Source organism: Telluria sp. AC161, from assembly GCF_979258535.1.
The window spans coordinates 3,384,788-3,409,490 of record NZ_OZ409861.1; the positions used below are offsets into that span (position 1 = coordinate 3,384,788).

At 62.3% G+C, this 24,703-nt stretch carries 27 protein-coding genes; 10 read left to right on the forward strand and 17 right to left on the reverse strand.

Going from position 1 to position 24,703, the window contains the following annotated elements; all coding sequences use genetic code 11:
- Positions 1 to 78: 78 nt before the first annotated feature.
- From ACZ0AJ_RS15135 to ACZ0AJ_RS15150, 4 genes are all read left to right on the forward strand, one after another.
- On the forward strand, positions 79 to 660 hold the full coding sequence (locus ACZ0AJ_RS15135) for an NUDIX hydrolase (RefSeq protein ID WP_258835404.1): 582 nt from the start codon (positions 79 to 81) through the stop codon (positions 658 to 660).
- A 1-nt stretch (position 661) separates the two neighbouring features.
- Positions 662 to 1,384 (forward strand): leucyl/phenylalanyl-tRNA--protein transferase, encoded by a 723-nt coding sequence (aat, locus tag ACZ0AJ_RS15140; RefSeq protein WP_499455300.1) that lies wholly within the window; start codon positions 662 to 664, stop codon positions 1,382 to 1,384.
- A gap of 65 nt (positions 1,385 to 1,449) precedes the next feature.
- Entirely contained in the window at positions 1,450 to 2,178 is a 729-nt protein-coding gene (locus ACZ0AJ_RS15145) for an arginyltransferase (protein WP_499455301.1), read from the forward strand.
- Positions 2,179 to 2,292: 114 nt separating this feature from the next.
- The gene (locus tag ACZ0AJ_RS15150) at positions 2,293 to 3,342 is read left to right on the forward strand and encodes a quinone-dependent dihydroorotate dehydrogenase (protein WP_499455302.1); all 1,050 of its coding nucleotides are present in this window, start codon (positions 2,293 to 2,295) and stop codon (positions 3,340 to 3,342) included.
- A 42-nt stretch (positions 3,343 to 3,384) separates the two neighbouring features.
- Here the strand turns inward: ACZ0AJ_RS15150 and ACZ0AJ_RS15155 are convergent, their stop codons facing one another.
- The 6 genes from ACZ0AJ_RS15155 to ACZ0AJ_RS15180 all read right to left on the reverse strand — a co-directional run bounded on the left by ACZ0AJ_RS15155 (position 3,385) and on the right by ACZ0AJ_RS15180 (position 8,477).
- Positions 3,385 to 4,314 (reverse strand): CysB family HTH-type transcriptional regulator, encoded by a 930-nt coding sequence (locus tag ACZ0AJ_RS15155; protein ID WP_499455303.1) that lies wholly within the window; start codon positions 4,312 to 4,314, stop codon positions 3,385 to 3,387.
- Positions 4,311 to 5,384 (reverse strand): sulfate/molybdate ABC transporter ATP-binding protein, encoded by a 1,074-nt coding sequence (locus ACZ0AJ_RS15160; RefSeq protein ID WP_499455304.1) that lies wholly within the window; start codon positions 5,382 to 5,384, stop codon positions 4,311 to 4,313. The genes ACZ0AJ_RS15155 and ACZ0AJ_RS15160 overlap by 4 nt, the downstream gene beginning before the upstream one ends.
- Before the next feature lie 19 nt (positions 5,385 to 5,403).
- Positions 5,404 to 6,309, reverse strand: coding sequence for a sulfate ABC transporter permease subunit CysW (gene cysW / locus ACZ0AJ_RS15165; protein WP_499455305.1), 906 nt, complete (start codon positions 6,307 to 6,309; stop codon positions 5,404 to 5,406).
- Positions 6,306 to 7,178: a sulfate ABC transporter permease subunit CysT gene (gene cysT, locus ACZ0AJ_RS15170; RefSeq protein ID WP_499455306.1), complete on the reverse strand. Its 873-nt coding sequence runs from the start codon at positions 7,176 to 7,178 to the stop codon at positions 6,306 to 6,308. Before cysT ends, cysW begins: the two co-directional genes overlap by 4 nt.
- A 210-nt stretch (positions 7,179 to 7,388) precedes the next feature.
- On the reverse strand, positions 7,389 to 8,027 hold the full coding sequence (locus ACZ0AJ_RS15175; RefSeq protein WP_183555817.1) for a peroxiredoxin: 639 nt from the start codon (positions 8,025 to 8,027) through the stop codon (positions 7,389 to 7,391).
- Between the two features lie 63 nt (positions 8,028 to 8,090).
- Positions 8,091 to 8,477: a diacylglycerol kinase gene (locus ACZ0AJ_RS15180; RefSeq protein WP_499455307.1), complete on the reverse strand. Its 387-nt coding sequence runs from the start codon at positions 8,475 to 8,477 to the stop codon at positions 8,091 to 8,093.
- Positions 8,478 to 8,622: 145 nt separating this feature from the next.
- Between ACZ0AJ_RS15180 and ACZ0AJ_RS15185 the strand changes: the two genes are divergently transcribed.
- Entirely contained in the window at positions 8,623 to 9,408 is a 786-nt protein-coding gene (locus ACZ0AJ_RS15185) for an IclR family transcriptional regulator (RefSeq protein ID WP_183555818.1), read from the forward strand.
- 64 nt (positions 9,409 to 9,472) lie between these two features.
- Here the strand turns inward: ACZ0AJ_RS15185 and pbpG are convergent, their stop codons facing one another.
- The 3 genes from pbpG to ACZ0AJ_RS15200 all read right to left on the reverse strand — a co-directional run bounded on the left by pbpG (position 9,473) and on the right by ACZ0AJ_RS15200 (position 12,424).
- Positions 9,473 to 10,639: a D-alanyl-D-alanine endopeptidase gene (gene pbpG, locus ACZ0AJ_RS15190; RefSeq protein ID WP_499455308.1), complete on the reverse strand. Its 1,167-nt coding sequence runs from the start codon at positions 10,637 to 10,639 to the stop codon at positions 9,473 to 9,475.
- Positions 10,640 to 10,805: 166 nt separating this feature from the next.
- A complete protein-coding gene (locus ACZ0AJ_RS15195) occupies positions 10,806 to 11,501 on the reverse strand; it encodes a nitroreductase (protein WP_499455309.1) in 696 nt (231 codons plus the stop codon).
- Complete coding sequence (locus ACZ0AJ_RS15200) at positions 11,498 to 12,424, reverse strand: DMT family transporter (RefSeq protein WP_499455310.1); 927 nt, start codon at positions 12,422 to 12,424, stop codon at positions 11,498 to 11,500. Before ACZ0AJ_RS15200 ends, ACZ0AJ_RS15195 begins: the two co-directional genes overlap by 4 nt.
- A 323-nt stretch (positions 12,425 to 12,747) precedes the next feature.
- Between ACZ0AJ_RS15200 and phaP the strand changes: the two genes are divergently transcribed.
- Entirely contained in the window at positions 12,748 to 13,320 is a 573-nt protein-coding gene (gene phaP / locus ACZ0AJ_RS15205) for a TIGR01841 family phasin (RefSeq protein ID WP_499455311.1), read from the forward strand.
- A gap of 75 nt (positions 13,321 to 13,395) precedes the next feature.
- Here the strand turns inward: phaP and ACZ0AJ_RS15210 are convergent, their stop codons facing one another.
- The 6 genes from ACZ0AJ_RS15210 to ACZ0AJ_RS15235 all read right to left on the reverse strand — a co-directional run bounded on the left by ACZ0AJ_RS15210 (position 13,396) and on the right by ACZ0AJ_RS15235 (position 18,702).
- Entirely contained in the window at positions 13,396 to 14,130 is a 735-nt protein-coding gene (locus tag ACZ0AJ_RS15210; protein WP_499455312.1) for an ABC transporter ATP-binding protein, read from the reverse strand.
- Positions 14,130 to 14,900 carry an ABC transporter ATP-binding protein gene (locus ACZ0AJ_RS15215; protein WP_499455313.1) on the reverse strand — a complete coding sequence of 257 codons (771 nt, stop codon included), beginning with the start codon at positions 14,898 to 14,900 and terminating at the stop codon, positions 14,130 to 14,132. The genes ACZ0AJ_RS15210 and ACZ0AJ_RS15215 overlap by 1 nt, the downstream gene beginning before the upstream one ends.
- On the reverse strand, positions 14,897 to 16,108 hold the full coding sequence (locus ACZ0AJ_RS15220; protein WP_183555825.1) for an ABC transporter permease subunit: 1,212 nt from the start codon (positions 16,106 to 16,108) through the stop codon (positions 14,897 to 14,899). Before ACZ0AJ_RS15220 ends, ACZ0AJ_RS15215 begins: the two co-directional genes overlap by 4 nt.
- A gap of 12 nt (positions 16,109 to 16,120) precedes the next feature.
- Positions 16,121 to 17,050, reverse strand: coding sequence for a branched-chain amino acid ABC transporter permease (locus ACZ0AJ_RS15225; protein ID WP_499455314.1), 930 nt, complete (start codon positions 17,048 to 17,050; stop codon positions 16,121 to 16,123).
- A gap of 230 nt (positions 17,051 to 17,280) precedes the next feature.
- Positions 17,281 to 18,240 carry a 4-hydroxy-3-methylbut-2-enyl diphosphate reductase gene (gene ispH / locus ACZ0AJ_RS15230; protein ID WP_499455315.1) on the reverse strand — a complete coding sequence of 320 codons (960 nt, stop codon included), beginning with the start codon at positions 18,238 to 18,240 and terminating at the stop codon, positions 17,281 to 17,283.
- A gap of 9 nt (positions 18,241 to 18,249) precedes the next feature.
- On the reverse strand, positions 18,250 to 18,702 hold the full coding sequence (locus tag ACZ0AJ_RS15235; protein WP_332532484.1) for an FKBP-type peptidyl-prolyl cis-trans isomerase: 453 nt from the start codon (positions 18,700 to 18,702) through the stop codon (positions 18,250 to 18,252).
- Positions 18,703 to 18,815: 113 nt separating this feature from the next.
- On the opposite strand from ACZ0AJ_RS15235, the gene radC reads away from it, so the two are divergent.
- The 4 genes from radC to ACZ0AJ_RS15255 all read left to right on the forward strand — a co-directional run bounded on the left by radC (position 18,816) and on the right by ACZ0AJ_RS15255 (position 21,800).
- Positions 18,816 to 19,487, forward strand: a complete 672-nt coding sequence (gene radC / locus ACZ0AJ_RS15240; protein ID WP_499455316.1) for a RadC family protein — start codon at positions 18,816 to 18,818, stop codon at positions 19,485 to 19,487.
- A 210-nt stretch (positions 19,488 to 19,697) separates the two neighbouring features.
- Positions 19,698 to 19,934 (forward strand): 50S ribosomal protein L28, encoded by a 237-nt coding sequence (rpmB, locus tag ACZ0AJ_RS15245; RefSeq protein ID WP_183555830.1) that lies wholly within the window; start codon positions 19,698 to 19,700, stop codon positions 19,932 to 19,934.
- Positions 19,935 to 19,947: 13 nt separating this feature from the next.
- Positions 19,948 to 20,115 (forward strand): 50S ribosomal protein L33, encoded by a 168-nt coding sequence (gene rpmG / locus ACZ0AJ_RS15250; RefSeq protein ID WP_005665735.1) that lies wholly within the window; start codon positions 19,948 to 19,950, stop codon positions 20,113 to 20,115.
- 86 nt (positions 20,116 to 20,201) lie between these two features.
- Positions 20,202 to 21,800 (forward strand): DUF418 domain-containing protein, encoded by a 1,599-nt coding sequence (locus ACZ0AJ_RS15255; protein ID WP_499455317.1) that lies wholly within the window; start codon positions 20,202 to 20,204, stop codon positions 21,798 to 21,800.
- A 211-nt stretch (positions 21,801 to 22,011) separates the two neighbouring features.
- Here ACZ0AJ_RS15255 and ACZ0AJ_RS15260 read toward each other — a convergent pair whose 3' ends face one another.
- On the reverse strand, positions 22,012 to 23,223 hold the full coding sequence (locus tag ACZ0AJ_RS15260; RefSeq protein WP_499455318.1) for a DesA family fatty acid desaturase: 1,212 nt from the start codon (positions 23,221 to 23,223) through the stop codon (positions 22,012 to 22,014).
- A 103-nt stretch (positions 23,224 to 23,326) separates the two neighbouring features.
- Complete coding sequence (locus ACZ0AJ_RS15265; protein ID WP_499455500.1) at positions 23,327 to 24,697, reverse strand: mechanosensitive ion channel family protein; 1,371 nt, start codon at positions 24,695 to 24,697, stop codon at positions 23,327 to 23,329.
- Positions 24,698 to 24,703: the final 6 nt, after the last annotated feature.

Genomic DNA, 24,703 nt, shown 5'->3' on the forward strand with positions numbered 1-24,703 from the left:
GCTGCGAACACGCCCCCTGTCCCTGCCGACGCCGCATTCGGTGTACAGTATTGCCACGACCAACCTGCCCTATCCACCATGAAATTCTGCTCCGAGTGCGCCCACCCTGTCGTGCTGGCCATTCCCGAAGGCGACAACCGGCCGCGCTACGTGTGCACGCACTGCAACACGATCCATTACCAGAACCCGAAGCTGGTCGTCGGTTCAATTCCCGTGTGGGAACGCGATGGCGAACTCCAGATCCTGCTGTGCAAGCGCGCGATCGAACCGCGCTACGGCTACTGGACGTTGCCAGCCGGGTTCATGGAAAACGAAGAGACCACCGAACAGGCGGCGCAGCGCGAAACCGAAGAAGAAGCCGGCGCCAATATCGAGCTTGGCCCGCTGTTTTCGCTGCTCAACGTCGCCCACGTACACCAGGTGCACCTGTTCTACCTGGCACGCCTGCGCGACCTCGACTATGCAGCGGGCATTGAAAGCCTCGATGTGCAATTGTTCACCGAAGCCACCATCCCCTGGGACGATCTGGCCTTCCCCACGATCCGTACGACGCTGGAACTGTTCTTTGCCGACCGGATCAAAGTGCGCGAGGGTGGCGACTTCGGCTTTCACAGCGTGGCCGTGGACCGCCCCATGATGGCACCACGCGAACCGGACTGACATGATTCCCTGGCTCGAGATCGACACGCCGTTCCCCGACGTCTCGAAGGCATTGACCGTTGAAGCGCCGGGCCTGCTTGCCGCCGGCGCCGACCTGTCGCCGGCGCGCCTGCTGCAGGCTTACCGCAATGGCATCTTCCCGTGGTTTTCCGAAGGCCAGCCGATCCTCTGGTGGAGCACCGATCCGCGCATGGTGCTCTACACCGACCAGTTCAAGGTCAGTAACAGCCTGGCGAAAACGCTGCGCAAGATCGAGCGCAGCCGTCTCGATGGCGGGCGCTGGGACGTGCGCTTCGACAGCGCGTTCGACGAGGTGATGCGCGCCTGCGCAGCGCCGCGGCGCGACGGGCCCGGCACCTGGATCTCGGATGAGATCATCGCCGGCTACACGGGCCTGCACGCACTGGGTTACGCGCACTCGGCCGAAGTCTGGCTGGACGGCGAACTGGTGGGCGGCGCGTATGGCGTGTGCATCGGCCGCATGTTCTACGGCGAGTCGATGTTCGCGCGCGTGTCCGATGCGTCCAAGGTCGCGCTGGCCTATCTGGTGGCGTTTCTGCAGCGCCATGGCGTCGAGATGGTCGATTGCCAGCAGGAGACCGGCCACCTGGCCTCGCTTGGCGCCGCGCCGATCCCGCGCAGCCGCTTTCTTGAACACGTTCACCGCGCGACCGCCAGGCCGGGCATCGGGCCATGGACAGTAGCGTCACCGTTGCCTGGCTAACGGAATCGCCGCGCGGTTTTCGCTAGAATAGGCGATAACCCCACGTCGTCCCGAGAGCTCCTTGCATGACGCACCTACACGACCTGCCCTTTGCCACGCTGCAGTTCTACACCACGGCGCCCTACCCGTGCAGCTATCTCGACGCACGCCAGGCGCGCTCGCAGGTCGCGACGCCCTCGCACCTGATCAATGCCGATGTGTATTCCGAGCTGGTCAGGAGTGGTTTCCGGCGCAGTGGCATCTTCACCTACCGCCCGTATTGCGATGGTTGCCAGGCCTGCATCCCGGTGCGCGTCAGGTGCGCCGACTTCACACCCAACCGCACCCAGCGCCGCGCGTTGAAGCGCCATGGCAATCTGGTGGCGATGGTCGCCAACCTGGCGTTCTCGGACGAACACTACGCGCTCTATCTGCGCTACCAGACCACGCGCCATGTGGGCGGCGGCATGGACCAGGACAGCCGCGACCAGTACGCGCAGTTCCTGCTGCAAAGCCGCGTCAACACGCGCCTGGTCGAATTTCGCGAACCCGATGGCACCTTGCGCATGGTGTCGATCATCGACGTGCTGTCCGACGGCCTGTCGTCGGTGTACACCTTCTTTGACCCGGATGTCGAGAACGCGTCGTATGGCACCTATAACATCCTGTGGCAGGTGAACCAGGCGCACGAACTTGGCCTGTCGCATGTGTACCTGGGCTACTGGATCGCGCAAAGCCCCAAGATGGCCTACAAGATCAACTTCCGGCCACTCGAAGCACGCATCGACGGCCAATGGGGCGTTTTGGACGCCTGAACCTGTTGCGTGCCGGGTCACCGGACACAACCGCTAACAATTGCGTTGATACTTCGTTACGTACGCCCGCTCGCCGCACGTTAGAATGATGGTGATACGTCAACCGAGTACTCTATGCCAGACAAAATCCTGTATACCCTCGTTCGTCCCGCATTGTTCTCGCTCGATCCCGAAGCGGCGCACAACCTGACCTTGCCCATGCTGCGTCGCGCAGCAGCGCTTGGTCTGACAGGCGCGTTCCGGAAGCCTCGGCCCGATCCGCGCACCGTCATGGGTATCACGTTTCCCAATCCTGTCGGCCTGGCCGCCGGGCTGGACAAGGATGGCGCGTATATCGACGGTCTGGCGGCGCTGGGCTTCGGCTCCATTGAGATCGGCACGGTCACGCCGCGTGGCCAGGCCGGCAACCCCAAGCCGCGCATGTTCCGGCTGCCGCGCGCGCGCGGCATCATCAATCGCATGGGGTTCAACAACGGCGGCGTCGACGCGTTCGTGGCCAATGTGCAGGCCTCGCGCTTTTTCCAGGAAAAGCAGGGTGTGCTGGGGCTGAACATCGGCAAGAACGCCGATACGCCGATCGAGCGCGCTGCCGACGACTACCTCGAATGCCTGCGCAAGGTGTATCCGTACGCCAGCTACGTGACGGTGAATATCTCGTCGCCGAACACGCAGAACCTGCGCCAGCTGCAGGGCGCGTCCGAACTCGACAGCCTGCTGTCGCAGCTCAAGCAGGAGCAGATGCGCCTGGCTGACCAGCATGGCCACTACGTGCCGCTCACGCTCAAGATCGCGCCCGACGTCGATGGCGACCAGATCCGCGATATCGCTGGCGCCCTGCTGCGCCACAAGATCGACGGCGTCATTGCCACCAACACCACGCTCAACCGGCGCGATGTCGAGGGCATGAAGCACGCGCAGCAAGCGGGCGGCCTGTCCGGCGCGCCCGTGTTCGAGCAGTCGAATATCGTGATCCGCGCGCTCAAGACCGAACTGCGCGACGACATCCCGATCATCGGCGTGGGTGGCATCATGCGCGGCGTCGATGCGCGCGCGAAGATCGCGGCCGGTGCCAAGCTGGTGCAGTTGTACAGTGGGTTGATCTACGCCGGGCCAGGCCTGGTGCGCGATTGCGCGGACGTGCTGCGCGAACAAAAGAAGAAGTAAACACGGCCGGCACGCCAGCGTGGCGTGCCGCCAGCGCGGCCCTTATTCCGCCGTCGCAATCGCCTTTTCGATATCGGCCCGCGTGTAGCCTTGCGCAAAGCGCTCGATGAAGTGAAACGCGTACGAGCGCAGATAGGCGCCGCGCCGCACCGCCAGACGCGTCACGTTCTGCGCGAACAGGTGCGATGCCTCGATCGCGCGCAGGCCCTTGTCGCGGCCATGGTCGAACGCCATCGACGCCACGATCCCCACGCCCATCCCCAGCGACACGTACTGCTTGATCACGTCCGAATCCATCGCCGTGAGCACGATGTCCGGCGCCAGCCCGGCTTCGAGGAATGCCGCATCGATATGGCTGCGGCCAGTAAAGCCCTGGTCATACGTGATGAGCGGATGCTCGGCCAGGTCTTCCAGGCGCAGCGGCGAACCGCTGGCGAAGATCGGATGGCCTTCCGGCGCCACGATCACATGGCTCCAGCGGTAGCACGGGAACGACACCAGGTCGGGAAACGCCGACAGGCCTTCGGTGGCGATGCCGATATCGGCCTTGCCCGAAGCGACCCACTGTGCGATGTGTTCCGGCGCGCTTTGCTGCAAGGCGATGCGCACATTGGGGAACGCCGCGCGAAACGACTGGACTACCTGCGGCAGCGCGTAACGGGCCTGCGTGTGGGTCACGGCCACCGTCAGCGTGCCGCTGTCCTGGCCGGCGAATTCGCGGCTGGCCTGCTGCAGGTTTTCGGCTTCGACCAGCAGCTTTTCGACGATGCGCAGGATGCCCTTGCCGGGCGGCGTGAGCCCCGTCAGGCGCTTGCCATTGCGCTCGAAAATCACGACGCCCAGTTCATCTTCGAGTTCGCGGATCTGGCGCGATACACCCGGCTGCGACGTGAACAGGGCGTTGGCCACCTCGGTCAGGTTGAAGTCACGGCGAGCCGCTTCGCGCACCGAGCGTAGCTGCTGGAAGTTCATGCGGCGCTTCCCTGGTCGACAAACACTTCAATGCGGCGCGGGCGCACCACCAGCGTGTCACCCTCCTGCAGGCCCAGGCTGGCGAAGCGCTCGTTCGGCAGCACCGCCTCGATCATCTGGCCATTGTCGGCGCGCTCCAGATCGAGCTGCGCCAGCGGCCCGATCGCATGCGCGCGGCGCAGCTTGGCCACGACGCCCGCCGCGCCCGGGGTGTAGCGCTCGACATCGAGATCGTGCGGGCGCACGTAGCCGATGCCGGCGCCATCGCGCACGTCGATATGCTGCGGGGCCTGGAAATTGACGTCACCGCTGGCCAGCACACCTTCGTGGATGCGGCCGTGGAACAGGTTGACGTTGCCCAGAAAGCCGTACACGAACGGCGACGCCGGATGGTTGTAGACCTGATCGGGGCTGCCCAGTTGCTCGACGCGGCCCTTGTTCATCAGGACCACCTGGTCGGCCACTTCAAGCGCTTCTTCCTGGTCATGCGTGACGAAGATCGACGTCACGTGCAGGTCGTCGTGCAGGCGGCGCAGCCAGCGCCGCAGTTCCTTGCGCACCTTGGCGTCGAGCGCGCCGAACGGCTCGTCGAGCAGCAGCACGCGCGGCTCCACGGCCAGTGCGCGCGCCAGGGCGATGCGCTGACGCTGGCCGCCCGACAGCTGCGGCGGATAGCGGTCGGCGATCCAGTCGAGCTGCACCAGTTCGAGCAGTTTTTTGACCTTGTCGCGGATCTGGTCTTCGCTCGGGCGCTCGCTGCGTGGTTTCACGCGCAGGCCGAACGCGACGTTCTCGAACACGGTCATGTGCTTGAACAGCGCGTAGTGCTGAAACACAAAGCCAACCTGGCGCTCGCGCACGTGGCGGTGCGACGAATCCTGGCCGTCGAGCAGCACGGTGCCCGAGTCCGGGTATTCCAGACCCGCGATGATGCGCAGCAGCGTGGTCTTGCCGCAGCCCGACGGGCCGAGCAAGGCGGTCAGTTCACCGTCCGGGAACTGCAGCGACACGTCGTCGAGCGCCTTGAACTGGCCGAAATTTTTACGGATGTGTTGGACTTCAATCGTCATGCGTGGCTCCGGCGGATATTCAGTGAGGGGCGTCCAGCGAGGCCGATTTGGCCTGGTGCAGACGCCATTCGATAAAGGACTTGATGGCCAGCGTCACCAGCGCGAGCAGCGCCAGCAGCGACGCCACAGCAAAGGCGGCCGTGAAGTTGTATTCGTTGTAGAGGATCTCGACGTGCAGCGGCATCGTGTTGGTCTCGCCGCGGATGTGGCCCGAGACCACCGAGACGGCGCCGAACTCGCCCATCGCACGGGCGTTACACAGGATCACGCCATACAGCAGGCCCCATTTGATGTTCGGCATTGTCACGCGCCAGAAGGTCGACCAGCCCGATGCACCCAGCACCAGCGCCGCTTCTTCTTCTTCGGTGCCCTGCTGCTGCATCAGCGGAATCAGCTCGCGCGCCACGAACGGGAACGTGATGAACACGGTGGCCAGCACGATGCCCGGCACGGCAAACAGGATCTTGATGTCGTGCTCGGCCAGCCACGGACCGAACCAGCCCGACGCGCCAAACAACAGCACGTACATCAGACCCGCGATCACGGGCGAGATCGAGAACGGCAGATCGATCAGCGTGAGCAGGATGCTCTTGCCGCGAAATTCGAACTTGGTGATGGCCCAGGCGGCCGCCACGCCGAACACGAGGTTCAACGGCACCGAAATCACCGCGGCGATCAGCGTGAGCTTGATGGCCGATACCGCATCCGGATCGATGACCGCTTCGACATACACTTCCCAGCCCTTCTTGAGCGCTTCGGTAAACACCGCGGCGAGCGGGATGAACAGGAACAGCGTGAGGAAGACGAGGGCAACAGCGATCAGCACATAGCTGACCCAGCGCGGCTCGAGCACGCTCGTGTCGAGGCGCTTGCGGCGCGCCACGGGTCGGCGTGGCGGCGTGGCTTTATCCAGAACAGCGCTCATGATTTGCCCGCCCGTTTGCGTGTCCAGGCCTGCAGCAGATTGATCGTCAGCAGCAGGATGAACGAGAACACCAGCATCACGACGGCAATTGCGGTGGCGCCGGCGTAATCGTATTGTTCGAGTTTGGAGATGATGAGCAGCGGCGTGATTTCGGACACCATCGGCAGGTTGCCAGCGATGAAGATGACAGAGCCGTATTCGCCGGTAGCGCGCGCGAAGGCCAGCGCAAAGCCAGTCAGCAGCGCCGGCACGATCGTCGGCAGCACCACGCGGGTGAACGTCTGCAGCGGCGGCGCGCCCAGGCTGGCGGCGGCTTCTTCGAGTTCGCGTTCGGCTTCTTCGAGCACCGGCTGCACCGTGCGCACGACGAATGGCAGGCCGATAAAGGTCAGCGCGACCACGACGCCCAGTGGCGTGAACGCGACCTTGATGCCCCACGCGGCCAGGTATTGGCCGATCCAGCCATTCTGCGCGTACAGCGCGGTCAGCGTGATGCCGGCCACGGCGGTGGGCAGCGCGAACGGCAAATCGACGAGCGCATCGATGAAGCGCTTGCCAGGAAATTTATAACGCACCAGGACCCAGGCGACGATGCCGCCGAACACGACGTTCAGGGCGGCTGCGATCAGCGACGCGCCAAAGCTGAGGCGATACGACGCCATGACGCGCTCGGACGTGACGGTGGCCCAGAACTCGGCCCAGGTCATGCTGAAGGTATTGAGGAACACCGCCGACAGCGGGATGAGAACGATCAGCGCCAGGTAAAACAGCGTGAAGCCGAGCGAAATGCCAAAGCCGGGAATGACCCGGCCCGGTGCTTTCGACGACTTCGGCGCTGCCGTGCTGCCTGGCATAGCAAGCGATGTCATGCGAGTCCTTATTACAAATTCTTCTATCGGACACTAATATTCTCACGTGATCTTTATAACGCAAACGAAGCAATCCTTATTTGTATAGACACGAAACGCTATGTAGACGTGTGGCGCTTGCATGGCGATATGCGGAAATCTTCGATGGCCGGACAAAAAAAATGGCCCAGGCGTGTGCCTGGGCCATTTTTCTGGGCCGTACAACCTGAATTACTTGTTCGGTTGCGGCGTCATGCGCAGGTAAGGACGCGGCGCTTCAAAACCCTTTGGATACTTTTGCTTGATCACGTCAGGATCGGTGACGGTGAGCGGAATGATGACGTCGTCGCCATCTTTCCAGTTGCCCGGCGTGGCGACCGTGTAGCCGTCGGTCAGTTGCAGGGCGTCGATCACGCGCAGCACTTCGTCGAAATTGCGGCCGGTGCTCATCGGGTAGGTGATGGTCAGGCGCACTTTCTTGTTCGGGTCGATGATGAACAGCGAACGCACGGTGGCGGTGGCCGACTGTTCCGGGTGGATCATGTCGTACAGCGTCGAGACCGAACGGTCGGCATCGGCGATGATCGGGAAGCCCACGACGGTTTGCTGGGTTTCTTCGATGTCGCGGATCCAGTCGCGGTGCTTTTCGGCCGCGTCGACCGACAGCGCGATCGCCTTGACATTGCGCTTGTCGAATTCAGGCTTGAGCTTGGCGGTCAGGCCCAGTTCGGTGGTGCAGACCGGCGTGAAGTCGGCCGGGTGCGAAAACAGCACGACCCACGAGTCGCCTGCCCATTCGTGGAAACGGATAGGGCCAATGCTGGATGCTTGCTCGAAGTCGGGGGCGGTATCGCCGAGGCGTAAGGTCATGGTCATCTCCTGTGATTGATCAAACTTGTTCGGGGCGCCATCCGGTACGAATGGCGCGTTGGTCTACATGAAGCGATTGTAGAGGACGACAGCCCAGGTTGCGAACGCCAGCAGCAGCGTCAGTGCGACGGCGGCGCTGCCGATGTCCTTGGCTGCTTTCGACAATGGATGGCGCTCGAGCGAAATACGGTCGACGACCGCCTCGATCGCTGAATTGATCAGCTCGACGATCAGCACCACGAGCAGCACGCCGATCATCGCCAGGCGCTGGAAGCCCGAGACCGGCAACAGCAGTGCGATCACGCTGGCCACGACGATCAGCACCACTTCTTGCCGGAACGCTGCTTCGCTGCGCCAGGCCCAGCGCAGGCCGTCCCAGGTGTTGCGGCACGCCGCGCCAATGCGCTCGAGGCCGCGCAAGGTCTTGAATTCGCTGATCGGGTTGTCCATCGTTGTCCAGTGAGGATGCAGGAACATCATTATGCCGCCTCCCGATCAGCATGTGGCATGCAGGCCCACAATGCAAGGGCAGGTTTGCGCGAGCGTTTCACATCATGGTATAAAGAATAGGCCTACTGCACCGCACAACCATCATATGAAAATGGAAACGCCCCAACCCGCCAAGACCTCGATCCAGGTGATCGAACGCATGACCTCCCTTCTGGACGCCCTGGCCACCTATTCTGACCCGGTCAGCCTCAAGGAGCTGGCGCGCGTGTCGGGTCTGCACCCGTCCACGGCGCACCGGATCCTCAACGATATGGTGGTCACGCGCTTTGTCGACCGTGTCGAGCCGGGCACGTACCGGCTGGGCATGCGCCTGCTGGAGCTGGGCAATGTGGTCAAGAGCCGGCTGTCGGTGCGCGAAGCGGCGCTCGACGCCATGCGCGCCCTGCACCGCAAGACGCAGCAGACGGTCAATCTGTCGGTGCGCCAGGGCGATGAAATCGTGTACATCGACCGGGCCTTCTCGGAGCGTTCCGGCATGCAGGTCGTGCGCGCCATCGGCGGGCGCGGTCCGCTGCACCTGACCTCCACCGGCAAGCTGTTTTTGTCCGTGGACGATGTGAAAGCCACGCGCGCCTACGCGACCCGCACGGGCCTGTCGGGCCACACGCGCAATTCGATCACCGAGCTGGCACGGCTGGAGCGCGAGCTGAGTCTGGTGCGCTCGCGCGGCTATGCGCGCGACAACGAAGAGCTGGAACTGGGTGTGCGCTGCATGGCGGCAGGCATCCACGATGACAGTGGCAAACTGGTGGCGGGCTTGTCGATTTCGGCGCCGGCCGACCGTTTGCAGGAAGACTGGCTCGATGACCTGGTGCAGACGGCGGCGCGCATTTCGGCGACGCTCGGGTATCGGCCGATGCCGACGGTATAAACCACGAGAGCAGGCACAGCAAAAGCAGATACAACAAGGGCAGGCGCAAGGCCTGCCCTTCTTCTTAACGCGCCAGGCCTGGCGCGCTGGCGGTGATGGTCGATGGCCGGATCGCATCGACATCCATGCGGTCGGGCAGCGATTCGATCAGGCGGCGAATCCGGCCGGCGTCGGCCGTGCGCGACATCTTGCCTTTCGAATCCAGGAACACCATCACCACGTTGCGGCCATGGATCATGGCCTGCATCACCAGGCAGCGCCCTGCTTCGTTGATGAAACCGGTCTTTTGCAGGCCGATATTCCAGTCAGGCAGCGACACCAGGTAGTTAGTATTGCGATAGTGCATCGTGCGACCGCTGGCTTGCACGGTGGAGTTGGGCGTGGTCGAGAATTCGCGCAGCACCGGGTCGCCATGCGCCGCCATGACGAGCTTGGCCAGGTCGCGCCCGCTCGAGACGTTGCTGCTCGACAGGCCGCTGGAATCGACGTAACGGGTGTCGCGCATGCCCAGCTGGCGCGCCTTGGCGTTCATCGCGCCGACGAAGGCGCTGATACCGCCCGGATAGTTGCGGCCCAGCGCCGACGCGGCGCGGTTCTCGGAACTCATCAGGGCAATATGGAGCAGTTCGCGGCGTGTCATGCTGGCGCCAACCGGCAGGCGCGAGCTGCTGAACTTGTGGCGGTCGACGTCGTCGTCGGTCACGCGCAAGACTTCGTCCAGGTCTTGCTTGGAGTCCATCACGACCATGCCCGTCATCAGCTTGGTCAGCGATGCAATTGGCAACGCGACATTGGCGTTTTTCTCGAACAGCACTTCGGCGCTGTTCTGGTCGACTACGAAGGCCACGTTCGAGCGCAGCGCGAGCGGATCGACGGTGTTGTCGAGGCCAGCCATGTCGCCCACAGTCTTGGCAGCAACGCCAACTGCCACGGCAGCGGCGGCAGTGCGCACCGGCTGATACGTGACGACGCGCTTGCCGCGCACGGTCTTGACACGGCGGATCATGCGCGGACGATCGCCTGCGGCGGCAAGTTCCTGGCGTTTGGCTTTTTTGGTACGTGTGGCCGTGGTTTTGCGCACGACCTTGCGTTTGACTTTTTTCTTGGCGGCAGACGATTTCTTCGCCTGCTCGGTGGCACCCGCACCCGCGCCTGCGCCAGCACCGGCGGCCTGGACTGGGGAAAAGGCAAATAAAGCGGCAACCACGGCAGCCACAGCAAGTTTGAACATGATGAAGCCCCTGACCCGAACAGATGAGATACGTAGTGAAGTGTAGCGGAACGACGTCCGATCGCAAGCAAAATTCACATTCCGTGCGGCAATAAGCGACTTAATACAACAAGAAGCGCCCAACCATTTTCCTTTTGATATCAACAGGATATTGACGGTATTTACGTTAATCCATGAAGCGGGCGAAGCCGTGGCTCGGTTCGCGCTCGGTCACCAGCGTGTTCTCGACGCGCGCCGGATCGGCCCAGCCCAGCGCCATGCCGCAGACCACCATCTCGTTGCCCGGCAGATCGAGTTCGGCGCTGATGATCCGATGATACTGCGTGAACGCCGCTTGCGGGCAGGTATCGAGACCGCGCGCGCGCGCCGCCACCATGATGTTCTGTAAAAACATGCCGTAGTCGAGCCACGAACCCTGCGCCATGATGCGGTCAATGGTGAAGATCAGCCCCACGGGCGCATCGAAAAAGGCGTAGTTGCGGGCATGCTGTGCCGCCATGCCGGCCTTGTTGTCGCGGCCCAGGCCCAGCAGGCTGTAGAGATCCCAACCGACCTTGCGCCGGCGGTCGATATACGGCGAGGTCCACTCGCGCGGGTAGTAGGCGTATTCCTCGGTATGCCCGCGCGCCTGCTCGGGATCGGCATTGACGGCCAGGATCGCATTCGACAACCGTGCGCGCGCCGCGCCAGTGAGCACATACACCTTCCACGGCTGCGTGTTGGTGCCGGACGGCGCACGCGCGGCAACGTCGAGAATGCGCGCGATCTCGGCGCGTTCCACCGGCTTGTCGAGAAAGGCGCGGATCGAGCGGCGCGACGTGATGGCGGCATCGACCGCTTCCTGGCTGGGACTGCTGATCATTGTAGGTTCCTTGGTTTCTTGACGACAAACGCGACACCGGTCACGGCAACGACCATTCCGACCAGGCCGAGCAGGCTGAACGACTCGCCGAACAGCAGCCAGGCCATGATGGCGGTGGTGGGCGGGGTCAGGTACATCAGGCTCGTCACTTCGGTGGCCTGGCTGCGCCGGATCAGCGTAAACAGCAGGAAGATGGCACCGATCGACAGCGCCAGTACCGACCACACCAGCGCCAGAATGAAGTCATCACTCCAGGTAATGCGGCTGAACCCCGGATCAAGGTCTTCCAGCCAGATGGCCATTGGAATCAGCACCAGCACCGTGGCGCTGAACTGGATGGCGGTGCCGGTACGCAGATCAAATTGTGGGCAGAAGCGGCGCTGGTACAGCGTGCCAGTCGTGATGCACAGCAGCGCGAACAGGCACAGGGCCAGCGCGACCGGCGACATGCCGGCAACGCCCAGCTTGGCGTACACGACAAGGGCCACACCGAACAGGCCCAACAGCAAGCCCAGCCACTGCAGGCGCCGCACGCGCTCGCCGATCAGCGGCGCAGCTGCAGCGGTCAGGATGGGCTGCATGCCGACGATCAGCGCCGTCAGCCCGGCCGGCATGCCCAGGTTGATGGCAGCCCAGACGCCGCCCAGATACCCCGCCTGCAACAGCAAGCCAGCCAGTGCGACGTGCATGATCTGGCCGCGCGGCCAGGGCGCACGCCAGATCAGCACGATCGGCAGCAGCACGGCCAACACGCCCAGGCAGCGCACGATCAGGAACGTCAGCGGCGGCGCATGGGGCAGGCCGAACTTCGCGACGATGAACCCGGTGCTCCATAACAGGACAAAGAATAGCGGTACCGGCGACAGCCATGGGGCGGTCGGGACGGCAGCGGTAACCGGCGGCGAAATGGCGGGCTGTGACATGAACGCGGCAATGTCCCGAAAGAATCGACAAGGTTAAGGTAAAGACAAGAACCGAGTCTAGCACACCGTTTTGGTGCGATTAGACAGCGAAAAAGAATGTTCGTTTGCGGTAGATCAATTGAGTTTTCTCACAATAAATGCACTCTTGTCACTTCTGTACCACGGATTGTGCATCGCATCAAAATCACTTGACGCCTCAAACGAAGTGGCACAAAATCTGCCCTGTTGCGGTGCACAAAAGAAGAGTTACATCACGTTTGCCGAAGAGCCTGCCCCACCCGAGCAATAGTCCATTCACGAAACGTAACATTTTGGAGAGACACATGTTTGCAATCCCTGAGCAGTTTTCGACCGCCACCAAGACCAGCCTGGAGTCGCAGTTCGCCCTGTTTTCGTCGCTGACGTCGAAGACGTTCGAAAGCATGGAAAAACTGGTCGCCCTGAACATCAGCACCGCACGCGCCAGCCTCGAAGAATCGTCGGCCCTCACCAGCAAGCTGCTGAGCGCCAAGGATCCACAAGAATTCTTCTCGCTGGCCGCCACCCAGGCACAGCCTAACGCTGAAAAAGCCATGGCCTACAGCCGTCAGCTGGCGTCGATCGCCAGCGGCACCGGCGCCGAGTTCTCGAAAGCAGCCGAAAGCCAGATCGTCGAAGCCAACCGCAAGGTGATTTCGCTGGTCGACGAAGTGAGCAAGAATGCACCGGCCGGTTCGGAGAACTTCGTCGCCGCCGTCAAGACCGCCATCAGCAACGCCAATGCCGGTTACGAGCAGTTCAGCAAGACCTCGAAGCAGGCTGTCGAAGCCATCGAAACCAATGTGAACGCTGCCGTGTCGCAATTCTCGGCCAACGCTGCCAAGGCGACCAACTCCGCATCGGCTGCTGCTGCGTAATACTGCAGCATCGCTGATCGGTAAAAAAATGGCCGGGGCGCGCAAGCGTCCCGGCCATTTTTACGTGCGCATGGGTTATTCGCCCAGATATGCCGCCTGCACGCGCGGGTCGGTCAGCATGTCGCGCGCATTGCCGGTCATGGTGACCTCACCTGACTCCATCACATAGCCGCGGTGCGCAGCCTGCAACGCCAGCTTGGCGTTCTGCTCGACCAGCAGGATCGTGATGCCCTGCTGCGATACGTCGCGGATCACCTCGAAGATCTTTTCGACCATGATCGGCGACAGGCCCATCGACGGCTCATCGAGCAATAGCAGCGTCGGATGGCACATCAGCGCGCGCGCCATCGCCAGCATCTGCTGCTCGCCGCCCGAGAGCGTCCCGGCCAGCTGGCCCGCGCGTTCCTTCAGGCGCGGGAATACGCTGTACCACTTCTCGATATCGGCGTCGATCCCGGCCTTGTCATCGCGCGTGTACGCGCCCATCAACAGGTTTTCGTGAATCGACATGCGGGTGAACACGCCCCGCCCTTCCGGCACCATGGCCAGCTTTTGCTGGACCATGCGGAACGACTGCGTACCGCGCAGTGGCTGACCCAGATAGCTGATGTCGCCTTCGACCTTGCATGGCGGCAGCGTGCCGGTAATGGCCTTGAGCGTCGTCGTCTTGCCGGCGCCATTGGCGCCAATCAGCGTGACCAGTTCGCCCCGGGCTACCTGCAGGTCGATCCCCTTGACCGCCTTGATGCCGCCGTACGCGACCTTCAGGCCAGATACCTGCAGAATCGTTTCATTCTTCGTTACGTCCATCAGTGCGCACCTCCCAGATAGGCGTCGATCACGGCCTGGTTCTTCTGGATCTCGGCTGGCACACCTTCGGCGATCTGCTTGCCGTATTCGAGCACTGTGATGCGGTCGCACAAGCCCATCATCAATTTGACGTCGTGCTCGATCAACAGCACGGTCTTGCCCTGCGCCTTGATCTTGACGAGCAGTTCGCGCAAGCCCAGTTTTTCGGTGGCGTTCATGCCGGCCGCCGGCTCGTCCAGCGCCAGCAATTGCGGATCGGTTGCCAGCGCACGCGCGATTTCCAGGCGGCGCTGGTCGCCGTACGACAGGAACTTTGCCGTACGGTTGGCGAACTGGCCGATGCCGACGAAATCGAGCAGTTCCTGGGCGCGGACGCGGATCGCCCGCTCTTCTTCACGCGCCGCCTTGTGGCGCAGGATCGCGCCAAGCACGCCCTGTCTGGTGCGCACATGGCGCCCCACCATGACGTTTTCCAGCGCACTCATCTCGCCGAACAGGCGGATGTTCTGGAACGTGCGCGCGATGCCGGCTCTGGCCACGTCGTGCGGGGCCGACGGCGAGTACGCCTTGCCGGCCAGCTCGAACGTACCGCTGTCGGGCTGATACAGGCCCGTGATCACATTGAAGAACGTGGTCTTGCCGGCGCCGTTGGGGCCGATCAGGCCGTATATCTGGCCCTGCATGATCCGGATGCCGACATCGGTCAGTGCCTGCAGGCCGCCGAAGCGCTTGTTGACGCCGGCAATATTGAGAATGACTTGTTCGCTCATGTGGTGCTCGCTTCTTCGTCGTCACGCGCCAGCGCGGCGTTGGGCCGCTCTTCCTTGTTGGGCGACGGCCACAGGCCGGCCGGGCGCACCAGCATGATCAACACCAGCGCCAGGCCGTACAGCAACTGGCGCAGCACTTCGGCTTCGATGATCACCTTGCCAAACAGCGCCTGCTGGGCCGGGTCGACCACGTGGCGCAGCACTTCCGGCAGGGCCGCCAGCAGCACGCCGCCCAGCACCACGCCGGGGATATGGCCGATACCGCCCAGCACCACCATGGCCAGCACGGCGATCGACTCGGTCAGCGAGAACGATTCCGGCGAAACAAAGCCCTGGAAGGCGCCGAACATCGCGCCGGCCACGCCGCCGAACGAGGCACCCATCGCAAACGCGAGCAGCTTGACATTGCGGGTATTGATGCCCATTGCCTTGGCCGCGATTTCGTCTTCGCGGATCGCCACCCAGGCGCGGCCCAGGCGCGAGTGCTGCAGGCGGCCGGTGATGAAGATCGACGCAATCACCAGCGCCAGGAACAGGAAGTAATATGCGTTCACCGACGGCATCGCGTAGCTGCCGATGTGCACGGTGGCATTCGACCCCGCCTCGCCCGCCAGCGACACCCCGAAGATGCGGATCGGGTCGATCATGTTGATCCCCTGGGGCCCGTTGGTGAAGTTGATCGGGTCGTTCAGGTTGTTCATGAAGATGCGGATGATCTCGCCGAAGCCCAGCGTCACGATGGCGAGGTAGTCGCCGCGCAGTTTCAGGGTCGGGGCGCCCAGCAGCGCGCCGCACAGTGCTGCGGACAAAGCTGCCAGCGGCACGATCGCCCACAGCGACAGGTGGATGCCGTTCTGCTGGATCTCGGGACCGAAGAACGCGACCAGCGCTTCGCCGATGGCCGGCGAGTAATAGATCACCGATTCCAGCAGCGCGGCGAATTGCGGCGACGAGAACAGGCCGACCAGGTAGGCGCCGACGGCAAAGAACGCGATATAGCCCAGGTCGAGCAGACCGGCGAAGCCGACCACGATGTTCAGGCCGAGCGCGAGCATGATGTACAGCAGCGCGATGTCGATGATGCGTACCCACGAATTGCCAAATTGCGCGGCAAAGAACGGGAAGATCAGGAGCAGCACCAGCACGATCGCCATGCTGGTGTAGGCCTGGCGCGGCTTGTGCTGGGTGTCGAACGTCAGGAGTGCCATGGTGTGCTCCGGTTAAGCGCGGTCGGCCACGCGTTCGCCCATGATGCCGGACGGGCGCAGGGTCAACACGAGGATCAGTACCACGAAGGCGAAGATGTCCTGGTAGTGGCTGCCAAGGAAACCACCGGTCAGGTCGCCGATATAGCCGGCGCCCAGCGCTTCGATGATGCCCAGCACGAGGCCACCGATCATGGCGCCATAGATATTGCCGATCCCGCCCAGCACCGCGGCGCAGAATGCCTTGAGGCCCGGCAGCACGCCCATCGTGAACGTGATCGACGCGTAGTTGGCGCCCCACATCACGCCGGCCACGGCGGCCAGCGCCGCGCCGATGGCGAAGGTGGCGACAATCACGCGGTTCGTATCGATGCCCATCAGGCCCGCCACGCGCGGGTTTTCGGCCACGGCGCGCATCGCGCGGCCCATCCGCGTACGCTCGACCAGCAGCACAAGGCTGCCCATGGCCAGCGCCGCCAGCACGAGCAGCAAGACCTGGGTCTGGGAAATCATCGCGCCGCCGATCATGATCGGTTCGGACGACAGCAATTGCGGGAACGGCAACGGGCTGCGGCCCCAGATCATCATCGCAAACGTTTGCAGCAGGATCGAGATGCCGATGGCCGTGATCAACGGCGCCAGGCGCGGCGCATTGCGCAGGCGTCGGTAAGCGACGCGTTCGATCAGAATATTAACCAGCATGGTGACGGGAATGGCGCCAAGGATCGCGAGCGCCAGCTGGAGATAGCCAGGCAGGCCAGGCACATAAGCTTCGAGCAATTGCAGGATGGTCAGGCCGATCATTGCGCCGATCATCAACACGTCGCCGTGGGCGAAGTTGATCAGGTTGAGGACGCCGTACACCATCGTGTAGCCGAGCGCGACCAGCGCATACATACTGCCGAGCACGAGCCCGTTCAGTAGTTGTTGGATAAAGGTTTCCATCGTTCCGCCTGTTGTGCAATAACAAAAAACGGCACGCCGGGGTATCCCGACGTGCCGCTCAAGGTCTGAAGCTGCTGCTTTACCGTTGTCTGCGGCCTAACGACGCGCTGGTTAGCACATCGCTACGACAAATCCGAGCGCCGCCATCATAGCTTGGCTGCCGGAAAACTAACAACTGTAAATGGCGGCAGTAGCTAATTTTTGTTTTCTGCCAGAACGAAAAATAATGTTCAGCCTTCGGGCTTGAAGGCCACCTGCCGAACACCATCCAGGCCTTTCGGCAGCGGGAACGTGACGTTCTCTTCGACGCCTTCGAGCGCGCGCACACTGGCCGCGCCCAGTTGCTTCAAGCGGTCGATCACGGCTTGCACCAGTACCTCGGGCGCCGACGCGCCAGCGGTGACACCGATGCGTTTCTTGCCGGCGATCCAGGTTGGATCGATGGCGGAGGCGTTGTCGACCATATAGGCAGGCGTGCCCATCTTGTCGGCCACTTCGCGCAGGCGGTTCGAGTTGGAGCTGTTGGGACTACCGACGACGATCACCACTTCGACCTGCGGCGCGAGGAACTTGACGGCTTCCTGGCGGTTGGTGGTGGCATAGCAGATGTCGCCCTTCTTCGGCTCGATGATGTTCGGGAAGCGCACCTTGAGCGCGTCGATGATGTCGGCGGTGTCGTCGACCGACAACGTGGTTTGCGACACATATGCCAGCAGGTCAGGGTTACGCACCTGCAGGTTATCGACATCGGCGACCGTCTCGACCAGGTGCATGCCTTCTTCGGCCTGGCCCATCGTCCCTTCGACTTCCGGGTGGCCGTCGTGGCCGATCATGATGATCTCGGCGCCGAGTTTGCGCATCTTGGCCACTTCGACGTGCACCTTGGTGACCAACGGGCAGGTGGCGTCGAAGATCGTCAGGCCGCGCGCTTCGGCATCGGCCCGCACCGCTTTCGAGACGCCATGGGCCGAGAACACCAGGGTGTTGCCAGGCGGGACGTCTTCGAGCTGCTCAATGAAGATCGCGCCCTTGGTGCGCAGGTCGGCCACGACGTAGGCGTTGTGGACGATCTCGTGGCGCACATAGATCGGGGCGCCGAACTGGGTCAGGGCGCGCTCGACGATTTCGATGGCGCGGTCCACGCCAGCGCAGAAGCCGCGCGGCTGGGCAAGCAGAATTTCGTTTTCCATAGTCTTCCTTTACAGCACCGAAATCAGTTTCACTTCGAACTGGAGCGCCCGGCCAGCCATCGGGTGGTTGAAGTCGAACAACGCCGAGTCGTCACGCATTTCAAGCAGCACGCCGGCAAAACGGCCGCCCTTCGGCGCATTGAATTCGACCACTTCGCCGACCAGATAGTCGGCGCCCGGCACCGAATTTTCTTCCAGGGTCGCTTTCGACACCGACTGGATCAGTTCGGGGTTACGTTCACCGAACGCTTCCTGCGCGCTGAGCTCGAAGGTCTGGTGCGTGCCTTCGGGCAGGCCGATCAGGCGCTCTTCGAGGAATGGCGCGAGCTGGCCCTGACCGAGCAACAGCGTTGCCGGCGTGCCGTTGAAGGTGGTGATCACATCAGAACCACCGGCAACAGCCAGGCGGTAATGCAGTGTCAGGTACGAGGATTCATTGACGACAGGAGCAGCGTTGGCCATGTTCTTTGCGACGTTTCGTATGAGTGCGGGCAGCCCCGGTGGGGCAAACCGCTATTGTAAGCCACGCGCGCAGCTTGCGCCCGGGCTGCCTCTTTTTTTGGCGAGGAATCACGATGGGAATTTGTGACTGGCCCGAGCAGGACCGCCCCCGCGAGCGCTTGCTGCGCGACGGCCCGGCGGCATTGTCCGATACTGAATTGCTGGCGATCTTCCTGCGCGTGGGCGTGGCCGGGAAAAGCGCCGTGACGCTGGCCGGCGACACCCTCACCCACTTCGGCTCGCTGCAGCGGCTGCTGCATGCCGATGCCGGCGAGTTCGGGCAACTGCACGGGCTCGGCCCGGCCAAGTATGCGCAGCTGCAGGCGGCGCTCGAACTGGCGCGGCGCGCGGTGGCCGAACAATTCCGGCGTGAGGCGCTGTGCTCGCCCGAAGCCGTGCGGCACTATCTGCGCAGCCACTTCGCGCTGCGCACGCACGAATCGTTCATCGTGCTGTTTCTGGATGTGAAGAATCGCCTGATCAATTGCGACGAAATGTTTCGGGGCACGCTTACCCATACCAGCGTCTATCCCCGCGAAGTCGTCAAGGCGGCGCTGCGGCGCGATGCGGCGGCCGTGATCCTGGCGCACAACCATCCTTCGGGCGTGGCCGAGCCAAGCGATGCGGATCTGCGGCTGACGAGCGCCCTGACGCAGGCGCTGTCACTGGTCGAGATTCGGGTGCTGGACCATTTTGTGGTGGCCGGCAGCCACGTACATTCGTTTGCCGAGCATGGGCAGTTGTGACGGATTTGCTACCGGTGCGTGATGCGGCCACTGGCCTGAATTACGTCGCGTAAACAGGGGCTTACCCATGCAAATGTGCTCCAATCCGCGATTGTTAAATTTTTTATTCAATTAAATTAACTATTGTTTTTCGCAAGTGATTGATTCCGCTTCATTTTTCGCGCTATACTCTCGTTTTTCCAGTCCTGGAACATATTTAAGGAGTGCACTATGGCACGTGTTTGCCAAGTAACCGGCAAGGGTGTGATGGTTGGTAACAACGTCTCCCACGCTAACAACAAAACGAAGCGTCGTTTCCTGCCTAACCTGCAGAATCGTCGTATCTACGTCGAATCGGAAAACCGCTGGGTTTCGCTGCGTTTGTCGAACGCCGGCCTGCGCCTGATTGACAAGCTCGGCATCGATGCCGTGCTGGTCGACATGCGTGCTCGTGGCGAAAAAGTTTAATTAGGGAGCTATCATGGCAAAAACTGGCCGCGACAAAATCAAGCTGGAATCGACTGCAGGCACGGGTCACTTCTACACCACCACCAAGAACAAGCGCACGATGCCGGCGAAAATGGAAATTACCAAATTCGACCCTAAGGCACGCAAGCACGTGATCTACAAAGAAACCAAGATCAAGTAATTGATCCTGTTGTCTTTCAAAAAGCCGCCGGCGCAAGCCTGGCGGCTTTTTTTATGGCCGGACACCGTCCGCGTTACCATGACGGAATGACCAGCTCGTCCCTGCACGCATTCTCTTCTGCCACCGACCGCCTCGACGCCCTCGATGTCCTGCGCGGCTTTGCACTGATCGGCATCTGCATCGCCAACGTCGAATTTTTCAACCGGCCCGTGGTCGAATCCGGGCAAGGCATTCCCGCCGGCCTGCACGGCCTCGACTGGCTCGTGGCATTCCTTGTCGCGTACCTGGTCAGCGGCAAGTTCTGGACGATCTTTTCGCTGTTGTTCGGCATGGGCTTCGCGCTGATGCTCGAGCGCGCCCGCGTGGCGGGGCGGCCATTCGCGCCAACCTACGGCCGCCGGGTCGGCGTGTTGCTGGCGATCGGCTTGTTGCACCATACCTTGCTGTGGAGCGGCGATATCCTGATCAGTTATGCAGCCGGCGCGCTCGCGCTGATGCTCGCCCTGCTGGCGCCAGCGCGGTTGCTCGTCATCGCCCTCATCGCCTGTATTGCGCTGCCGCAGGTTCCGAGGCTGGGCCTGCTGGGCTGGCTGCTGGCGCCCGTCGTCCTGGCGTCGCTGGTCGCGCTGTACCTGCGCGCGCGGCAAGCCTGGCTGTTTCCACTGGTGACGGTCGGCACCGGTCTGCTGATGTTGCTGGCGGCACTGCTCGCCGCATCGGGCAGCAAGGGCGACGACACGACGATGCTGACCGCGGTGGGCACCATCTTCACGGGCCTTGGCCTGCTCGCCTGCTGGCACGGTCCGGCCGAACAAAAACCGCTACGCATCGGCGTCCAGATCGTGCTGCTGACCTATTGCCTTATTGCGGTAGAAGCCGGCATGCGGCACTTTGCGCCTGCCTTTGGACAGACGACAGTCGTGAGCAGCACCGGTAGCGTTAGCAGTGCTGATGACGAGTCGGTGCCCGCCGCCGATGGCCGCGTGTTGCGCTACCGGGAACAAATCGCACGCAGCACCGAAGAACGCGTCGTGCTGACGCAGGGCAGCTATCCGGATGCAGTAGCGATGCGGTTCGGGCAGCTGGACGAACGCATGGTGGACGAAGTCGGGTTCTCGGTGTTGCTGGTGGGCGTGTTCCTGATCGGCGTCTGGTTCGTGCGATCGGGCGTGATCGCACGCGCACCCGATCACAAGCCGCTGTTCCGACGGCTGGCCATCGTCGGCATCCCACTGGGCGTCGGACTTGGCCTGCTTGGCAGCCTGATCGCAACAGGGCGACCGCCTGGCGTCGACGATGGTGGCCATGATCTCGCCCACGCCCTGCTGTCGCTGGGCAGCTTGCCCGCTGCGCTTGGCTATATTGGCGCCGTCATGCTGATGCTGCAGAGCCGTGGCGCGCTGGCACGGATCCGCCTGCTGGCACCGTTTGGACGCATGGCTCTGAGCAATTATCTGACGCAGTCGCTCGTCTTCTCACTGTTGTTTTATGCCCACGGAATAGGGCTGTGGGGCATAGGACGAACGGCACAAGTAGGCATCGCGCTGGCATTATGCGCGCTGCAGATCTGTTTGAGCCACTGGTGGCTGGCGCGTTTCCAGTACGGCCCGGTCGAATGGATCTGGCGCGCGCTGACATATCTGACCTTGCCGCCGATGCGCATAAAAAGCCGGGGTCAGGTCTGACATTCGGACACGATCTCGACAGTCAAGTAGTCGGGTAGTCGAAAATAGCGGAACTGCTACCTGCTAACGATGGGCGAGACACCACAAAAACTGTTTAAGGCTGAGGTCGTGTCCGAATGTCAGACCTGACCCCGGCTGTGGTGCGCGGGCGCGGTCAAATGCAAAACGGCTCCCGAAGGAGCCGTTTCTTTTTTAATGCTTTGATACCGAATCAGGCATAGGTGCGCAGGCGCAGTGAAAAATCTTGCAACGCTTTGATGCCCGACGCCTCGGCGCGGTTGCACCAGTCTTGCAACTGATGCAGCAACTGATCACGGGTGTGGTGCGAACGTTCCCAGATCGCGCCCAGTTCCACACGCATATTGTGCATGGTCTCCAGCGCCTTGCTGTGCTGGAACAGCTCGACCAGCTGCTCTTTCTGCGACAACTCCAGCTTGGCCGGTTCGCGTTGCATCAGCTTGCGCGAGCTTTTCAGGAAGCGCGTTTCCAGGCCACTGGCGTGCTTGCGCTGCTCGAATTCTTCGTGGAATGCGTGACGCACCGATTTCGCATACTTGGCCATCACGTCATAACGGTTGGCGATCACCGATTGCAGCGTATCGAAGTCGGCCTGGTCCTTGTTCTTGGCCAGTTTCGGCTTCGGCGCCACTTTCTTGACCTTGGCCAGTCCGACCATTTCGAGCATGCGGATATAACCCCAGCCCAGGTCGAACTCGTACCACTTGCTCGACAGCTTGGCCGACGTGGCATACGTGTGATGATTGTTGTGCAGCTCTTCGCCACCGATCAGGATGCCCCATGGGAAGATGTTGGTCGCGGCATCGCTGCAATCGAAATTGCGGTAGCCCCACCAGTGGCCAAGGCCATTGATGATACCGGCAGCGGTGATCGGAATCCACATCATCTGCACGGCCCACACCGACAAGCCGATGATGCCAAACAGCGCAATGTTGATCACCAGCATCGCGACCACACCCATCATGCTGCGGCCGGTGTACACGTGGCGCTCGATCCAGTCGTCCGGGGTGCCATGGCCATACTTGTCCATGGTTTCCTGAACCTTGCTCTCAGCACGGTACAGCTCGGCGCCTTCGAACAGCACCTTGCGGATGCCGCGCGTTTGCGGGCTATGCGGATCTTCTTCGGTGTCGCACTTGGCGTGGTGCTTGCGGTGGATCGACGCCCACTCTTTCGTGACCTGACCAGTGGTCAGCCACAGCCAGAAGCGGAAGAAGTGACTTGGAATCGGATGCAGGTCAAGCGCGCGGTGCGCCTGATGGCGGTGCAGGTACACAGTGACGCTGATGATGGTGATGTGCGTGACCACCAGCGTGTACAGAACGACTTCCCATGCCGAAAAATCCAGCAGGCCGGTCGACAAGAACGACAGCACAGCGTGCAAAGTGTCGTTAAAGAAATTCATTCAGTCTCCAATGCAGGGCTTGTATGACGTCGATCAGGAAGATCGCACATGCATAACCCTTGCATTTTACGTGTTTCTACTGCCGCACGGCAGCAGCACGGCTTCAATTTTTGCCTAAATCCGCGCCAGTCTGTTTTACGCCACCTTCGGTAGCGTCTGATGCACCCTCCGGGGTGCGCGCCATCATCGACGTGATGTGCGCGTCGAGCAGGCGCGTGTCCATCGAAGGATGGCCGAGCTTGATGGCGCCCGTGTGCACCAGCGCGTAAATCTTGCGGTTGACTTCCGAGATCGGCCCGCCCTGCCCGTTTTCCGGATCGCCCAGGAAGAATCCAACTTCCAGCTCGTAGCCATCGGCAACAAACGCGGTCAGCAGCACATTCGGCGCCGGCGTCTCCAGCACGCGGTCAACGCCCTTCGGTTGCTCTTCCAGCAACGGCATCACGACCGACAGATCGCTGTCGTACGACACGACCAGCTTGGTAATGGCGCGCACGTTCTTGTTCGTCACCGACTGGTTCAGCACCACGCCGGTGATCAGCATTTCGTTCGGCAACAGCGTCTGCGTACCGTCGGCGCTACGCAACACTGTATAGCGTGTATTGATGCGCGAGACCTTGCCGGAATACTTGTCGAGCGTGATCGGATCGCCAATCGCCAGGCTGCGCTCGAACAGGATGATGAAACCGGACACATAATTACTGGCAATACGCTGCATGCCCAGACCCAGACCCACACCGAGCGCACCGCCAAACACCGACAGCACGGTCAGATCGAGCCCCGCCAGCGACAGGCTGAACAACACGGCAACGAGGATCAGCGCAGCACGGCCCACGCGCGCCAAGGCAACGCGCAGCGACGAGTGCATGCGCTCGACATGCATCAGCCGTTCTTCGAGCGCGGCGCCGGCCCACAGCGCCAGGATCATCAGCACAACAATAGAAACGACGCCCTGCAACAAATCGAGCAGCGAGGTTGACTTGGCCCCGACCGGCAGCATGGTCGTCTCGAGCGCGCGCAAGACGTCCGGCAGGATGCCGGTCAGGTGCAGCGCCACGATGATCCAGGCCGTAAAGGCAAACACGCGCTCGAACGTCTGCAGCGCCTCGCCCACTTGGCCACGGCGCGCAAACGCGCGGCGCAGCAGGTAGAAGAAGGTGCGGATGACCGCCAGCGACACGAACAGCGGCAGCGCCACGCGCAGCAGGTTCACGGTCTGGAAGTGTTCCAGGATGACTTTGCTCAGCGACAGCAGCGCGACGGTCAACAGCGGCCCGAGCACCCGGGCAACGCCGCCCAGGCCGACACGCATCAAGCGGCCCTGTTCATCCCGGTTCTTGAGCAGCGAGCGCCCGATCAACCCTGCCAACCCCCAGCCCACCGCCACGCAGACGACAAGGGCAATCGCCTGCCACAACAGGGCCGGGTTGCGGATGTCGACAATCATGACATTCCAGAGGTCGGACAAGGGCATTGCAGA